Source organism: Collinsella sp. i05-0019-G5, from assembly GCF_042851345.1.
In the GTDB taxonomy this organism is placed as follows: Bacteria; Actinomycetota; Coriobacteriia; order Coriobacteriales; family Coriobacteriaceae; genus Collinsella.
The window spans coordinates 2,015,065-2,029,535 of sequence record NZ_AP031421.1 but is presented as its reverse complement, the minus strand read 5'-3'; the positions used below and the strand labels follow the sequence as shown (position 1 = coordinate 2,029,535).

Annotated in this window: 14 protein-coding genes and 1 tRNA gene; 14 read left to right on the top strand and 1 reads right to left on the bottom strand. The window is 61.7% G+C overall.

All coding sequences use genetic code 11. The features are described 5' to 3' along the window. Positions 1 to 98: 98 nt before the first annotated feature. The 12 genes from ACGHIZ_RS09530 to lysS all read left to right on the top strand — a co-directional run bounded on the left by ACGHIZ_RS09530 (position 99) and on the right by lysS (position 10,076). Positions 99 to 1,661 carry a Mur ligase family protein gene (locus ACGHIZ_RS09530; protein WP_117774379.1) on the top strand — a complete coding sequence of 521 codons (1,563 nt, stop codon included), beginning with the start codon at positions 99 to 101 and terminating at the stop codon, positions 1,659 to 1,661. Positions 1,662 to 1,768: 107 nt separating this feature from the next. Beyond that, entirely contained in the window at positions 1,769 to 2,680 is a 912-nt protein-coding gene (locus tag ACGHIZ_RS09525; protein WP_117774378.1) for an HAD family hydrolase, read from the top strand. Between the two features lie 51 nt (positions 2,681 to 2,731). Beyond that, positions 2,732 to 3,616 carry a glutamate racemase gene (gene murI / locus ACGHIZ_RS09520; RefSeq protein ID WP_117774377.1) on the top strand — a complete coding sequence of 295 codons (885 nt, stop codon included), beginning with the start codon at positions 2,732 to 2,734 and terminating at the stop codon, positions 3,614 to 3,616. 54 nt (positions 3,617 to 3,670) lie between these two features. Beyond that, positions 3,671 to 4,396, top strand: coding sequence for a ribonuclease PH (gene rph / locus ACGHIZ_RS09515; RefSeq protein ID WP_117774376.1), 726 nt, complete (start codon positions 3,671 to 3,673; stop codon positions 4,394 to 4,396). Positions 4,397 to 4,539: 143 nt separating this feature from the next. Further along, positions 4,540 to 5,181, top strand: coding sequence for an RdgB/HAM1 family non-canonical purine NTP pyrophosphatase (gene rdgB / locus ACGHIZ_RS09510; protein WP_022094898.1), 642 nt, complete (start codon positions 4,540 to 4,542; stop codon positions 5,179 to 5,181). Positions 5,182 to 5,184: 3 nt separating this feature from the next. Further along, positions 5,185 to 5,631, top strand: a complete 447-nt coding sequence (gene dtd, locus ACGHIZ_RS09505) for a D-aminoacyl-tRNA deacylase (RefSeq protein ID WP_089572532.1) — start codon at positions 5,185 to 5,187, stop codon at positions 5,629 to 5,631. Between the two features lie 114 nt (positions 5,632 to 5,745). Next, complete coding sequence (locus tag ACGHIZ_RS09500) at positions 5,746 to 6,042, top strand: Veg family protein (protein ID WP_006234957.1); 297 nt, start codon at positions 5,746 to 5,748, stop codon at positions 6,040 to 6,042. Between the two features lie 2 nt (positions 6,043 to 6,044). Beyond that, the gene (ispE, locus tag ACGHIZ_RS09495) at positions 6,045 to 6,941 is read left to right on the top strand and encodes a 4-(cytidine 5'-diphospho)-2-C-methyl-D-erythritol kinase (RefSeq protein WP_117774375.1); all 897 of its coding nucleotides are present in this window, start codon (positions 6,045 to 6,047) and stop codon (positions 6,939 to 6,941) included. Between the two features lie 49 nt (positions 6,942 to 6,990). Next, positions 6,991 to 7,067, top strand: a tRNA-Pro gene (locus ACGHIZ_RS09490). A gap of 112 nt (positions 7,068 to 7,179) precedes the next feature. Next, entirely contained in the window at positions 7,180 to 7,455 is a 276-nt protein-coding gene (gene tatA, locus ACGHIZ_RS09485) for a twin-arginine translocase TatA/TatE family subunit (RefSeq protein ID WP_022094895.1), read from the top strand. Positions 7,456 to 7,561: 106 nt separating this feature from the next. Beyond that, positions 7,562 to 8,032 carry a transcription elongation factor GreA gene (gene greA / locus ACGHIZ_RS09480; protein ID WP_006234960.1) on the top strand — a complete coding sequence of 157 codons (471 nt, stop codon included), beginning with the start codon at positions 7,562 to 7,564 and terminating at the stop codon, positions 8,030 to 8,032. 79 nt (positions 8,033 to 8,111) lie between these two features. Then, on the top strand, positions 8,112 to 10,076 hold the full coding sequence (gene lysS / locus ACGHIZ_RS09475; RefSeq protein ID WP_117840013.1) for a lysine--tRNA ligase: 1,965 nt from the start codon (positions 8,112 to 8,114) through the stop codon (positions 10,074 to 10,076). 428 nt (positions 10,077 to 10,504) lie between these two features. Here lysS and ACGHIZ_RS09470 read toward each other — a convergent pair whose 3' ends face one another. Next, complete coding sequence (locus ACGHIZ_RS09470) at positions 10,505 to 11,599, bottom strand: IS110 family transposase (protein WP_118260311.1); 1,095 nt, start codon at positions 11,597 to 11,599, stop codon at positions 10,505 to 10,507. 351 nt (positions 11,600 to 11,950) lie between these two features. Here ACGHIZ_RS09470 and ACGHIZ_RS09465 point away from each other — a divergent pair, with 351 nt between their 5' ends. Together ACGHIZ_RS09465 and ACGHIZ_RS09460 are read left to right on the top strand one after the other, a co-directional pair. Then, on the top strand, positions 11,951 to 13,519 hold the full coding sequence (locus tag ACGHIZ_RS09465; protein WP_390447689.1) for a threonine/serine exporter ThrE family protein: 1,569 nt from the start codon (positions 11,951 to 11,953) through the stop codon (positions 13,517 to 13,519). 221 nt (positions 13,520 to 13,740) lie between these two features. Beyond that, a complete protein-coding gene (locus ACGHIZ_RS09460; protein ID WP_117840012.1) occupies positions 13,741 to 14,334 on the top strand; it encodes a DUF2798 domain-containing protein in 594 nt (197 codons plus the stop codon). Positions 14,335 to 14,471 lie beyond the last annotated feature (137 nt).

Genomic DNA, 14,471 nt, shown 5'->3' with positions numbered 1-14,471 from the left:
ACGCCTGCGCGTAACGGCTCCTCCGGGAGCCGTTTTTGCGTGGGTGCGTTTCAGTTACTATAAAACCGTCCCTGCCAAATGGCTGAGAAAGGTGAAAGATGCACCATTCGGATTCCGCGACCGTGACCACGGTCGATACGCTTGCCAAGCTTCTCGATGTGTGCGGCGAGCTGCGCGCATCAGAGCAGGTTGACGAGCGCGCCGTGACCGGCTGCTCGTTTGATTCGCGCGCGGTCTCGGCAGGTGACGTATTCTTTTGCAAAGGTGCTGCCTTTAAGCCCGCGTTTTTGAGCATGGCGCTCGATGCGGGCGCCGTCGCATTTGTGTGCGAGGAGTCGCTGGTCGAGTCTCTGGAGCCGCTGGCGCAGGAGAGCGGTGCTGCGATGCTGGTTGTTGATAGTGTTCGCACGGCCATGGCCCTGTTGCCGCCGGAGGTCTACGACCGTCCCGACCACGACGTCAAGATCGTGGGCATCACCGGCACCAAGGGAAAGACCACGGCCGCTTTTATGCTCCAGTCCATCATCAAGGCGGCGGGCGAGTCCTGCGGCATGATCGGCTCGGTGAGTACCGACGATGGTATCGAGTGCTACGAGAGCACCAACACCACGCCCGAGGCCCCCGAGGTTTGGCGCCATATCGCCAACTGCCGCACGTCCGGTCGCCAGTCCATGGTCATGGAGGTCTCGAGCCAGGCGCTCAAGTACCAACGCGTCGAGAATCTGCCGTTTGACGTGGCGTGCTTCCTCAACATCGGCCGCGACCACATCTCGCCGATCGAACACCCCACGTTTGAGGATTATTTTGAGAGCAAGCTTAGGATCTTTGACCAGGCAAAGACCGCCGTGGTGAATCTGGGCACCGATGAGGTTGACCGTGTGCTAGAGGCAGCGTCGACGGCCGAGCGCTTGGTGACCGTTGGCGTCGAGCATCCCGAGGCAAGCCTGTGGGCGAGCGATGTCCGCATGCTCGGCTTTAACATCGAGTTCAACTTGCACGGCATGAGCGCCGACGAGCCCGAGGCGGGGGAGAAGGTCCTGCTGGGTATCGCGGGCGACTTTAACGTGGAAAACGCGCTGGTCGCTATCGCCGCTGCGCGCGAGATCGGCATCGGTATCGAGGCTATCAAGAAGGGCCTCTCCAAACTGCGTGTGCCGGGCCGCATGGAGGTCGTGGAGTCGAAGGACGGCCGCGTGATCTGCGTCGTTGACTATGCGCACAACCAGCTTTCGTTCCGTTCGCTTTTCTCGTCGGTCAAGCGCGCGTTTCCCGCTAGCCCCGTCATTGCGCTGTTTGGCGCCGCCGGCGGCAAGGCGCAGGAGCGCCGCGAGCAATTGCCACGCGAGGCCGCACCGTATTCCGACCTGATGATCTTTACGAACGAGGATCCAGCTCACGAGGACCCGATGAAGGTCTGTCGCGAGCTTGCCGAGCATGTTCCCGACGATACGCCGAACAAGATCATCCTCGACCGCGAAGCCGCTGTGCATGCGGCGTTCAAGGCGGCGCGCGAGGAGTACGTCAACCCCGATGCTCCCACCATTGTCTTGCTGCTGGCAAAGGGTGACGAGGAGCTCATGCACGTGGGCGACGAGTTCGTGCCCATCGAGAGCGACCTTTCGCTGGCCAATCGCCTGATCGATGTTACCCAGTTTGACTAATGAACCATGATGGCGGCGGCGCCCTGAGTGCGCTGTCGCCATAAGCGTGTTCCCTCAATCAAAACATGCCGTCCAAGTCCAAACCCTTCTACGTAAACGGAGTAACCATGTCCCACAACACCTTGCCGACCGTTGCCGAGCTTTCGGGCGAGATGCGCGAGCGCTTGGCCAAGGTCAAGTACGTCTTTACCGACCTGGATGCCACGATGCTCGCGCCCGGCTCGTGCGTGCTGCGCGACAACGACGACAACCCCTCGACCAAACTCGTCGAGGCCGTCGTGGCGCTCGCTCGCGCTGGCATTCAGGTGGTTCCCACCTCGGGCCGCAACCGTACCATGATCCACGAGGACGCGCGCGTGCTCGGCCTCAACTCCTACATTGGTGAGATGGGCGGCCTGGTCATGTACGACCTCAAAGCCAACGATTGGGAGTATCTGACTGGCGACATGCCTTACGACCCCGCCTGCGGCCTTACTCCGCACCAGGTGATCGAGCAGACCGGCGTGTGCGAGAAGATTCTTGCCCGCTGGCCGCACAAGATCGAGTATCACAACGACATGTCGACCGGCTACAAGTACCGCGAGGTCACCGTCGGCATGCGCGGCGATGTGCCCGACAATGAGGTCCAGGCCATCCTGGACGAGGCCGGCTGCGGCCTGGTGTGGGCCTGTAACGGTCACCTGACGCATCTGTCCAAGCCGACGACGCTCGAGCTCGATCGCGTCGAGGACGGTCGCGCGTTTAACATCAATCCCGCCGGCCTCAACAAGGGCGTTGCCATCGCGCGCTTCTGCGAGCACCTGGGGATCGAGCGCGAGGAGACGCTCGCGCTCGGCGATTCCGAGTCCGACTTCTACATGGCCGATCACGTGGGCACGTTCTGCCTGGTCGAGAATGGCCTGACGAGCGCCGGTGCGCCCGAGTTCCTGGCTGCTTGCGAGAACGCTTTCGTTACGCGCGGCAAAATTGTCGACGGTTGGGCGGCGACGGCAGAGCTGCTGGTCGCGGCGCGTTCGTAGCGCGGCGTCGCCGCACTTGGACATGTCTTTTCGAGAGAGACTGGTGAGGTAATGTCCGATATCGAGAATCCGACAGGCGACACGCGCCCGATTGGCGTGTTCGATTCTGGTTTGGGCGGTCTGACGGTTGCGCGCGCCATCGCGACGGTGCTGCCGCGCGAGTCCGTCTACTACTTCGGCGACACCAAACGCTGCCCCTACGGCACGCGCACCGAGGATGAGGTGCGCTCGTTTGCGTTGCAGGCGGGCCGTTGGCTGTCGAAGCACGACGTCAAGATTATGGTCATCGCCTGCAACACGGCGACAGCTGCGGCCTTGCGTCTGGCCCAGCAGGTGCTCGACGTTCCCGTGATCGGCGTGATCGCGCCGGGTGCCCGTGCGGCAATCAACAGCACCCGCACGCGTCGCGTGGGCGTGCTCGCCACCAACCTCACCATTCGCTCGGGCGCTTACACGCGCGCCATTCAGGACCTAGATGCCGGCGTCGACGTATACGGCTGCCCCGCCTCGAGCTTTGTCGAGGTTGTCGAACACGAGCTCGCCTCGGGTGCGCATCTGCAAGAGCAGTGGCTTGAGAACGAGGACATCTTCGATACGCCTGCCGTGCGTGCGCTGGTGGGTGCCACGGTTGAGCCACTGCGCGACCACGGTATCGATACCGTGGTGCTCGGCTGTACGCATTTTCCGCTGTTGGTGGGACCTATCCGCCATGCGCTGGGGCCTGGGGTACGCGTCGTGAGTTCCGCCGAGGAGACCACGCGCGAGCTGACCGATATCCTCACGCGCCGCGAGCAGCTGGCGGGCGTCGCCGCCGAGCCGCAGCATCGTTTTGCCACGACGGCCGATAACATTGCCGAGTTTGCGGTGGCGGGCAGCTTTATCTTTGGTCAGCCGCTCAAGAGCATTGAGCATATCGATATCGATGAGCTGAAATAGATGTAAGGCCGCCGTCAGAGCCTTCGCCACACCTTTTGCCGAAAGGATTTTTCTATGGAGTACATGCAGGTCAACCGCGCCAACGGTCGCGCCGCCAACGAGTTGCGCCCCGTTAAGCTCACCCGTGGCGTCATGAAGCACGCCCACGGCTCGTGTTTTGCCGAGTTCGGTGACACGCGCGTGTTGTGCGCCGCCACAATCGAGGAGGGCGTGCCGGGCTGGCGAAAGGGAGCTAAGGTCGGCTGGGTGACCGCGGAATACGCCATGCTGCCGGCGTCGACCGGCAAGCGCTGCAAGCGCGAGCACGCCAACCGCAAGGGTCGCTCCATGGAGATCGAGCGCCTCATTGGCCGCAGCCTGCGTACCGTCGTCAACATGAAGGCGCTCGGCGAGTACACCGTCACCGTCGACTGCGATGTGATTCAGGCCGATGGCGGCACGCGTACAGCGAGCATCACCGGCGCCTGGGTGGCGCTGCACGACGCCCTCGCCATGTGGGTCGAGGCGGGCAAGATCGAGCGCATCCCGCTTACCGGCCAGGTGGCTGCAATCTCCATGGGCGTTGTCGACGGCAATACGCTGCTTGACCTCGATTATTCCGAGGACAGCCATGCCGAAGTCGACATGAACCTCGTCGCCACCGACACCGGTGAGATGATCGAGCTCCAGGGCACTGGCGAGCAGGCGCCCTTTGACCGTAAGCGCCTCAACGCCCTGCTCGACCTGGGCGACAAAGGCATCGCCGAGCTCATCGAGCTTCAGCGCCAAGCCATCGCCTAACCTGCCAAAAAGGGACAGGTTTATTTTGACAGGTTTTATCTGGGAAAACGTCGAAGTATAAGACTGCCGTTGATTGAGAGGGGAGAGGCGGAGGCCCTCGTCGCCCTCGGCGCGGCATTGCTATAGAGACAAGGAGACCACTCATGGCACTTGAGAAGATCGACATCGACACCCTCGACCCGGCGGCGACCATTGTCGTGGCAACGGGCAACGCCCATAAGCTCACCGAGATCGAGGCCATTTTAGGCAAGGTCATGCCCGAGGTTCGCTTTGTGGCGCTCGGCCAGCTGGGCGATTTTGAGGACCCCGAGGAAAACGGCACGACGTTTTTGGAGAACGCCATCATCAAGGCGCAGGCTGCCGTCGAAGAGACGGGGCTCATGGCCATCGCCGACGATTCTGGCTTGGTCGTCGACGCGCTTGACGGCGAGCCGGGCGTGTATAGCGCGCGCTATGCGGGCGTGCACGGAGACGATGCCGCCAACAACGCCAAGCTTCTCGTTAACCTGGAAGGCGTGGCGGACGAGGACCGCACCGCGCGCTTTATGAGCGTCGTTGCGCTTATCGACACGGATGGTCTGGTCACCTATGGCGAGGGCGCCTGCGAGGGCGTTATCGCACACGAGGGCCGCGGCGATCACGGCTTTGGCTATGACCCGCTGTTCCTGCCGGTCGACACGCCGGGCAAGACCATGGCCGAGCTGACGGCGGACGAGAAGAACGCCATCAGCCATCGTTTCCACGCGCTCGAGCATCTGTCCGCCAAACTGACGGGCGAGGAGTAGGCCGTGCGTGCGGTGGTGCAGCGCGTACTCAACGCCGGCGTGACGGTCGACGGCGAGTGCGTGGGCAAAATTGGGCGCGGCTATCTGGTGCTGCTGGGCGTGGGCCACGGCGACACGCGCGCCGAGGCCGATAAGCTGTGGGGCAAGCTCCGCGGCTTGCGCATTAACGAGGACGAGAACGGCAAGACCAACCTGGCACTTGCCGATGTCGACGGCGAGGTTCTCGTAGTGTCGCAGTTCACGCTGTTCGCCGATTGCCGTCACGGCCGCCGCCCATCGTTTACGGATGCCGGCGCCCCCGATGTCGCCAACGAGCTCTACGAGTACTTCCTGACGCTCGTTCGTCAAGATGTCGAACACGTGGCGCATGGCATCTTTGGCGCCGATATGAAAGTCGACCTCGTCAACGACGGCCCATTCACCATCGTCCTCGATACCGACAATCTGTAAGTAGCCAAATTAGCTACTTGCGCGTGGTCGCAACAGGGTGCTATAGTATTAGAGTTTTGTCTATCTTAGGGGTATTATCCCCTTTTTGAATTGCACCTTCTGGAGGCCCTGTTCATGGAAGAGATGGAAGTCAATCACGTCGACGACATCCACGAGAAGCTGACCGATATGGTGGGCGATCGCGTCAAGGTGAAGGCCAACATGGGCCGCACCCGCGTCGTCGAGCGCATGGGCACCATCAAGAGCGTCCACCCCGCCGTCTTTATCGTCGAGGTTGACGAACGTCGCGGCCGCAAGTCGCGTCAGTCCTACCAGTATATCGATGTCCTCACCGGGCAGGTCGAGCTGTTCGACCCCGAGAGCGGTGAGCACATTTTTACCCCGCTCGGCAATCAGCTCGAGGAGCACTAACGGTGACCGATCGGTCCCTGACTCTTTCCGCGCCGGCAAAGATTAACCTCTACCTGGGGGTTCATACCGAGCGCGATGACCGCGGCTACCACAGGGTCGATTCCCTGATGGCAGCCGTCGGTCTTTCCGATTCCGTGACGGTCGCGCCGGCGCAGGCGCTGACCGTCCAGACGGTTCCGGCATCAGATTTTCCCATGCAAAAGAATACGGCGTATCGGGCTGCGGTTGCTATGGCCGAGCATTATGGTTGCGAGGCAAACATCTGCGTGACGATTGAGAAGCGCATTCCATTGTGCGCCGGCTTGGGCGGCCCCTCGACGGACGCGGCCGCGGTCATTGTCGCCTTGGCGGAGCTCTGGGGAATTGATCGCACCGACCCCGCGCTCGACGACATTGCGCGGGGTATTGGTGCTGACGTCCCGTTCTTTTTGCACGCGAGCCTTGCGTTCTACGTAGGTGGGGGAGACGTGCTGGCAACTGAGTATCCCGCGCTGCCCGCAACGCCCGTCGTGTTGGTCAAGCCGCGCGAGGCAAGCGTTTCAACAATTGAAGCCTATCGACGTTTTGACGAGGCTCCGGTGCCTGCAGACAAGCCCGGCGCGATAGCTTCTGCCTTGCATGCTGGTGATGCCGAGACGGCATATGCGCTCATCCATAACAACCTAGGTGTCATTTCCGCACAGATGGAGCCGCAGATTCAAACGGTTCTCGATTGGCTGCGTAAACAGGACGGCACCGTTGCTGTAGATGTGTGCGGATCGGGTGCCTGCTCATTTGCCATTTGCGACACCGCCGCCACGGCCGAAAGGCTTGCCGACGCTGCCCTGCAAAACGGCTGGTGGTCCTGCGCGACGGAGCTCATTCCCAACACGGTTCGCATCGAAGTGCCAAAGAAGTAAAAATTTCTCTAGCACACGACGGAAATCTTTGTTACTATAGTCGAGCTAACGGGTTGTGGCTCAGTTTGGTAGAGCACTGCGTTCGGGACGCAGGGGTCGCTGGTTCAAATCCAGTCAACCCGACCAGAGCATGAGGAGGGACCGCTTCTTGCGGTCCCTTTTTTTAGCTATTGTTGTGATACCGCGATACCCGCGGTATACTCATTCGAGCTTGTCTCGCTGTATTGTGGAGGTCTACATGTTTGGACTGAGGGCTCCTGAGCTCATCATTATTCTCGTCGTTGTCCTGATTATCTTCGGGCCCAAGAACCTGCCGAAGCTCGGCAAGTCCCTCGGCTCTACCGTCAAGAATATCCGCGAGGGTATGGAGGGCGACGATAAGGCCGAGACCAAGCAGGCCGAGGAGGTCGTGGTCGAGCAGTCCGAGGAGGACAAGGAGATCGCTGAGCTCGAGGCCAAGCTCGCTGCTGCCAAGAAGAAGCAGGCAGAGGACAGCGACGCGGACGCAGAGTAGTCCCATCCCTTTGGGGTGAGCACCTGACCGGCTTGCCCGCAGGCTAGCCGGTCTTTTTCGTTTTGTTGACAGTTGATTGTTTGATCAGAGTTGGGGAGATATCCGTATGGACGCAAGCCAGATCGTACTGACCGCTGAGGGCCGCCAGAAGCTCGTCGAGGAGCTCGCTTGGCGTGAGGGCGATTACGCCAAGGAGATCGTCGAGGACATCAAGGAAGCCCGCGCGTTCGGCGACCTTTCGGAGAACTCCGAGTACGATGCCGCCAAGGACAAGCAGGCCCAGAACGCCGCTCGTATTGCCGAGATCCAGGCCATCCTTGCCAACGCTCAGGTTGCTGCCACCACAGGTGATCTGACCGTCTCCATCGGTTCCACCGTTTCTCTGATTGATCCCAACGGTGAGGTCATGGAAGTCACGCTCGTCGGTACCACCGAGACCAACTCGCTCGAGCACAAGATTTCCAACGAGTCTCCGGTCGGCCACGCCATCATCGGTCACGGCGAGGGCGACTCCGTCGAGGTCGTTACGCCTTCCGGCAAGACTCGCGTCTACACCATCGCCAAGATTGCACGCTAGACCACGGTCCCGCGTAAAGGTATGTTTTCGCTCCCTGGGACCGAATCCTGGGGAGCGTTTTAGTTTGAGGAGCTAACTTATGGCAGAGAACCAGAACGCCGCAGATCAGGCATCGACGCTCAACGACGAGCGCGCCACCCGCCTGGCCAAGCGCGCCGCCCTGTTCGAGGCGGGCCAGAACCCCTATCCCGAGCACTCTGAGCTTGAGGACTACGTTGCCGATATCGAGGCTAAGTACGCCGAGCTTGCCGATGGCGAGGACACCGAGGACGTCGTGAAGATCGCCGGCCGCGTGGTCGCCAAGCGCGGTCAGGGCAAGATCATGTTCATCGTCGTGCGCGATGCGACTGCCGAGATTCAGCTGTTCTGCCGCATCAACGACATGGACGAGGCTGCATGGAATACGCTCAAGTCCCTCGACCTGGGCGACATCCTGGGCGTGACCGGCGTGGTTGTGCGCACCCAGCGCGGCCAGCTCTCCGTTGCCCCTAAGAGCGCGACCCTGCTTGCCAAGGCCGTTCGTCCGCTGCCCGAGAAGTTCCACGGTCTTTCCGACAAGGAGACCCGTTATCGTCAGCGCTACGTCGACCTGATCGCCAACGACGATGTCCGCGAGACCTTCCGCAAGCGTTCGCAGATTCTCTCCACCTTCCGCCGCTTCATGGAGTCCGACGGCTACATGGAAGTCGAGACCCCCATCCTGCAGACTATCCAGGGCGGCGCCACGGCTAAGCCGTTCATCACGCACTTCAACGCGCTCGACCAGGAGTGCTATCTGCGCATTGCTACCGAGCTGCATCTCAAGCGCTGCATCGTCGGCGGCTTTGAGCGCGTGTTCGAGATTGGCCGCATCTTCCGCAACGAGGGCATGGACCTCACCCACAACCCCGAGTTCACCACGATGGAGGCCTACCGTGCCTTCTCCGATCTCGAGGGCATGAAGGCGCTTGCCCAGGGCGTCATCAAGGCTGCCAACAAGGCCATCGGCAACCCCGAGGTCATCGAGTACCAGGGCCAGACCATCGATCTTTCCGGTGAGTGGGCAAGCCGCCCCATGACTGATATTGTCTCTGACGTGCTCGGCAAGAAAGTCACCATCGACACGCCGGTCGAGGAGCTTGCTGCCGCCGCGCGCGAGAAGGGCCTGGAGATCAAGCCCGAGTGGACTGCTGGCAAGATCATCGCCGAGATTTACGATGAGCTGGGCGAGGACACCATCGTCAACCCGACCTTCGTGTGCGATTACCCCATCGAGGTCAGCCCGCTTGCCAAGCGTTTTGAGGACGACCCGCGTCTGACGCACCGCTTTGAGCTGGTTATCGCCGGTCACGAGTACGCTAACGCGTTCTCCGAGCTCAACGACCCGGTCGACCAGGCCGAGCGCTTTGCCGCTCAGATGGCCGAGAAGGCTGGCGGTGACGACGAGGCCATGGAGTACGACGAGGACTACGTGCGCGCCCTCGAGTACGGCATGCCTCCCGCGGGCGGCATCGGCATCGGTATCGACCGCGTGGTCATGCTGCTCACCAACCAGGCCTCCATCCGCGACGTCCTGCTGTTCCCGCACATGAAGCCCGAGAAGGGTTTCCAGTCCGGTGCTGCTGCCGCCAAGGCCGCCGAGGCCGGCAACGCCTCGAGCCCGTTCGTCAAATCGCTCAAGCCTACGCTCGATTACTCTAAGATCGCCGTCGAGCCGCTGTTCGAGGAGTTTGTCGACTTTGATACCTTCTCCAAGAGCGATTTCCGCGCCGTGAAGGTCAAGGCGTGCGAAGCCGTCAAGAAGTCCAAGAAGCTGCTGAACTTTACGCTCGACGACGGTACCGGTACCGACCGCACCATCCTTTCCGGCATCCATGAATACTATGAGCCCGAGGACTTGGTCGGCAAGACCCTGCTCGCCATCACCAACCTTCCTCCGCGCAAGATGATGGGCATTCCCAGCTGCGGCATGCTGATCAGCGCTATTCACGAGGAGGAGGGCGAGGAGCGCCTCAATCTGATTCAGCTCGACGCTTCCATCCCCGCCGGCGCAAAGATGTGCTAACTAGTTACGCGGTTCTACGAACCGCGTAACGGCTCGACGCTGCGCGCCGCCCAGGGCGACAATTTGTCATTCAAAAGGTAAGGCATGACCAGAAGGTCTATGTCTTGCCTTTTTCATGCCAACTTGTTCGCCCTGGACGTCGCTCGCTCATATGACCCAATCCACTGTCAAGGGCCACAATGGCCCCGCCGACCGCTTGCAATCGGTCGGCGGGGCCTGCCGTTAAACCCGTCCCGGTCCGCCCCCGGCATGTCATCGACGCCTTCGGCTCAGTCTCATATCCGCGGATACCGCTCCGGCGGCCCGCAATCCTCTCCTTCGGCGGGGTTCCCCTAGTCTGTCTTCGCGCATGCGGCGGCCGCCGCGCGCACAGCGAGAACGGGGGTGTCCCCGAAGGCTGCCCGGCTCGCCGGGACGGGGGCTTATGTCTATTCCGCGCCCTCCCGGCACATCGTGCCGAGGGCCCACAGCCACCTCACGAGCTCGGCCGCGGTGGCCGCGTTCGCCTTCGCCTGCGGCATCCCGCGGGCGATCATCTCCTCGCGGCGGCGCAGGAGCCTCTCGGACCCCTTCCTCCCGTGCATCCTTATCTCGAGGGGCACGCCGGAGCCCTTGGGCATCAGCTTCGGCTGGTGGCCGGCCTGGGCATAGCACCAGGACCCCTCGACAGCCAGCTTCCTGACGAGCGCGTTGCCGGCCCCGCTGATTCCGCCGAGGCGCACGGAGTCCGCGCTCGACCTCTGCTTCGGGGCGAGGCCGAAGTAGGCCGTCACCTGCCTGCCGGAGCGGAACCTCGAGAAGTCGCCGACCTCGGACGCGAAGGCGGCGGCGAGCGCGAACCCGCACCCCTTGATCGACTGGAGCGCCTCGACCTCGGCCGAGAGGGGGCCCGCCGCGACGGCGGCCCTGTATTCGGCGAGGAGGGCCTCCCTCGTCTCGTCGGCCGCCTCGACCTCGTTCCTCAGCGCCGCAAGCGCCCGGATGCCTCCGTCGTCGGCGGGGTGTATGCCGTCGAGCCACCTGAGGAAGCCGTACGTCCAGTACTTCCGGGGGTTGCCGGCCGGCGTCGTGCCGCCGTAGACATAGCCGCGGCGGGCTAGGAACGCCAGGAGCCGCTGCTTCGCCGCCGCGAGCCTCGCGGTCGCCGCGTCGTGGGCGGCGGCGAGGTCCCTGAGCCCCTCGATCTCGGGGGACGGCACCCATACCGGGGTGACGTCGTGCGACAGTATCGCCTTGGCCATCCTGGCCGCGTCGTTGCGGTCGTTCTTGGACGAGAGGTCGGCAGCCGACCTCGGGACCTTGGAGACGGCCGCGACGACGCAGTCGACGCCGAGCCCGGAGAGCTCCCTTTGCGGGGCGAAGCCGAGGTAGCCGCTCTCGTAGGCGGCGAGCGACGGGCCGGGGAAGCCCGACATCCACTCCGCGACCTCGCCCCAGGGGTTGCCGCGGAACCTCCTCGTCACGGCCTCGCCCGTCTCCGCGTCGAGCGCGCAGACGGTGGTGGACCTGAGGTGCACGTCCATTCCGAAGGCGGTAGAATATCTAGGCACGGGAGCCTCCCAACCTCGTTGCGGCGCGGCTGCGCCTCTGGCACTTCAACAACATTGTCGCAGTCCCGACCCGCGGTCACGAGCGGGGGCTCCTGTCGTTTCCGTGCCCCTGGATTGGGTCATAGTGTCTGTCCGTCCTCTACCTGCGGCGTTGCCTTGGTTGGCACTTAGGGACGTTCTTAAACGACTAGCCATTCAAGAACGTCCCCAACGACTACCTAACGGCTATTGCGTACATGACTCACATGACAGTTGTCTCTTTTATGTTTCCTTTAGCCGTCGCTGCCTAGGATGGGAGTTAGTCGGCAGGAAGGGAGCGTCTGTATGGACGATGCGAGCGAGCGCGCGATCGAAGAGGACATGCTCGATCAGTTCAATTACTTTGATGATGAGGACGAGGAGCTGATCGACCGTCGCGAGCCAGCGCCGCTTGATTCCTTTGATCTGGTCGATGAAGAGGCTGATGAGGTTGAGGATGAATCGACGGAACCCCCACAGCCTTCGCGCCTTGACTCACTGCCTTCGAGAGCCCCCATGCACCACGGTGTCCGTGCCGGCGCGCTCCATATGAAAACTGACTGGCGCCAGATCGTGACCGCGGGCGATGAGCTTGCCGTCGATGCGCCACTTACCGACAAATCATCCATCATCTGCCGCACCGGTATGCTTATGCTCGCGAGCGGAACGGGTGCCTGGCGTGTACGCGATACCATGAACCGCGTCGCCGCCGTACTCGGTGTCACCATCCACGTTGACTTAAGTCTCCTGTCGTTTGAGTGCGCCTGCATCGAAGGCGGCCACTGCTTTAACGAGGTCGTCAGCCTGCCAACAACGGGCGTCAACACTCATCGCATTTGGATGATGGAGAGCTTCCTAAAGGAAATCGAGACTTATGGGCGCCGGTTTACCGTGCATGAGTATCACGAGATGCTCAAGACCGTTGAGAGTTCAAAACCTGATTACGCGCCTTGGCAACAGGGCCTTGCGGCGGCCTGCGCCTGTGGCGCCTTTGTCTTTTTACTTGGTGGCGGTCCCATTGAGATGGCATGTGCGTTCGTGGGCGCGGGCGTCGGCAACTTTGCCCGTTCTCATATCCTCAAGCAGGGCCTCGGCCAGTTTAGCGCGTTGACGATTGGCGTCGCGCTGGCCTGTATCTCGTATTTACTGGCGTTGCTCGGCCTTGGCCAGGTCATTCCGGGGGCAATGTCGCACCAAGAAGGCTATATCGGCGCCATGCTCTTTGTCATCCCCGGCTTTCCCCTCATTACGGCAGGCCTCGACATCGCAAAGCTCGATATGCGAAGCGGCATCGAGCGTCTTTCGTATGCTGTGTCAATTATTGTGATGGCGACCCTCGTAGGCTGGATGGTTGCCGAGTGTGTGGGACTGGCGCCGGATGACTTCGCCCCGCTCGGCCTCTCACCGTTGGCTCTTACGCTCTTGCGCATACTGATGAGCTTTATCGGTGTATTTGGCTTCTCGGTTATGTTCAACAGTCCGATAAAGATGGCCGCGGCGGCTGGGCTCATCGGTGCCGTGTCTAATACCTTGCGCCTTACGCTCGTCGATGCGCCGACGCTGTTTCCCTTTCTGGGCCTGAGTGCAGGCATGCCTCCCGAGGCGGCGGCGTTTATCGGCGCGCTGGTGTCGGGACTGCTTGCGAGCCTGGCCGAAATCAAGCTCACGTACCCGCGCATCGCCCTCACGGTGCCATCGATTGTCATCATGGTGCCGGGACTGTATCTGTATCGCTCGATGTACTACATGTGCACGTTTGACACGGTTAATATGCTTGGCTGGTTTGTGCGTGCGGTGCTCATCGTGGCGTTCCTTCCCGTCGGCCTGAGCGTAGCGAGAACTCTCACCGATCCCCGCTGGCGCCACACCAGCTAATTGGTGCAAGGGGGACAGGTTACTTTGCACCAATACGCCGAGCATCTCCACAAACTCAACGCTTACGAAGCGCGTGTTGTTCGTGTTAGGGTAGTTCCACCACATAAGTAGTCGCAGACGCACGTACCGCGGGCGGGCGAGATGAAGTCCCAGTAACTCCATCTCGCCTGCCCGTTTTTTTGCACGCGCCGCGGCGTAACACAGAAAGGATTTCGCCCTTTATGCCTATCAACAAACGAGAGAGCCTGCTGTTCACCTTTATCATGTGTTTTTGTATGGTGCTCTGGATGAGCATCTACAACGTTGCCCTGCAGCATGGGGCCATCAACGGCGAGGTTGTTGCCGCTGCATGGCTTGGCTTCCCCGTTGCCTACGTCTTTGCCATGTGCTGCGACTGGTTTATCGCCAGCCCGCCAGCCAAAGGCTTCGCCTTCAAGTTCCTGGTTACTCCGGGCAAGAGCTCGCCGCTCGCTATGACGCTCGCCGTCAGCTCCTGCATGGTCGTCCCCATGGTCATCATCATGTCGCTCTACGGCGCCTGCGAGGGCCTGTTCCATATGCCCGGCGGCCCGCTTGCCAATTTGCAGGCGCTGCCGATGATGTGGCTCGTCAACATTCCGCGCAACTTTATCATGGCCCTGCCCTGGAACCTGCTGGTGGCCGGTCCGGTTGCCCGGTTTGTCTTCCGTCGCGCCTTCCCCATGGGCACGGTCTTTGCCGAGCCGCACATGGAGCTCGTGCACATGCCGGGTGCTCCCGCTGCCGAGGAGGTTGCCAACATTTCCGAGGGCATGGACGTCGAGCCTGCCTGCTAGGCAACGCTCAGAACCAGACCCCCAAACAGACCGGAGCGATTCCTTTTTTGTAGACGTTGTCGTATGGCTCCGTGCGGAAAAGGTCCCAACGGTTAACATATACTCCATATGGGTAAAGAGACCAAAGCGCTGCCGCG

Excerpts from the sequence above, each read along its gene's own strand:
- rdgB (WP_022094898.1), top strand. The coding sequence starts at position 4,540 with ATGGCACTTGAGAAGATCGACATCGACACCCTCGACCCGGCGGCGACC.
- lysS (WP_117840013.1), top strand. The coding sequence starts at position 8,112 with ATGGCAGAGAACCAGAACGCCGCAGATCAGGCATCGACGCTCAACGAC.
- ACGHIZ_RS09465 (WP_390447689.1), top strand. The coding sequence starts at position 11,951 with ATGGACGATGCGAGCGAGCGCGCGATCGAAGAGGACATGCTCGATCAG.
- tatA (WP_022094895.1), top strand. The coding sequence starts at position 7,180 with ATGTTTGGACTGAGGGCTCCTGAGCTCATCATTATTCTCGTCGTTGTC.
- ACGHIZ_RS09460 (WP_117840012.1), top strand. The coding sequence starts at position 13,741 with ATGCCTATCAACAAACGAGAGAGCCTGCTGTTCACCTTTATCATGTGT.
- ACGHIZ_RS09470 (WP_118260311.1), bottom strand. The coding sequence starts at position 11,599 with ATGGACGTGCACCTCAGGTCCACCACCGTCTGCGCGCTCGACGCGGAG.
- ACGHIZ_RS09530 (WP_117774379.1), top strand. The coding sequence starts at position 99 with ATGCACCATTCGGATTCCGCGACCGTGACCACGGTCGATACGCTTGCC.
- rph (WP_117774376.1), top strand. The coding sequence starts at position 3,671 with ATGGAGTACATGCAGGTCAACCGCGCCAACGGTCGCGCCGCCAACGAG.
- murI (WP_117774377.1), top strand. The coding sequence starts at position 2,732 with ATGTCCGATATCGAGAATCCGACAGGCGACACGCGCCCGATTGGCGTG.
- ACGHIZ_RS09500 (WP_006234957.1), top strand. The coding sequence starts at position 5,746 with ATGGAAGAGATGGAAGTCAATCACGTCGACGACATCCACGAGAAGCTG.
- greA (WP_006234960.1), top strand. The coding sequence starts at position 7,562 with ATGGACGCAAGCCAGATCGTACTGACCGCTGAGGGCCGCCAGAAGCTC.
- ACGHIZ_RS09525 (WP_117774378.1), top strand. The coding sequence starts at position 1,769 with ATGTCCCACAACACCTTGCCGACCGTTGCCGAGCTTTCGGGCGAGATG.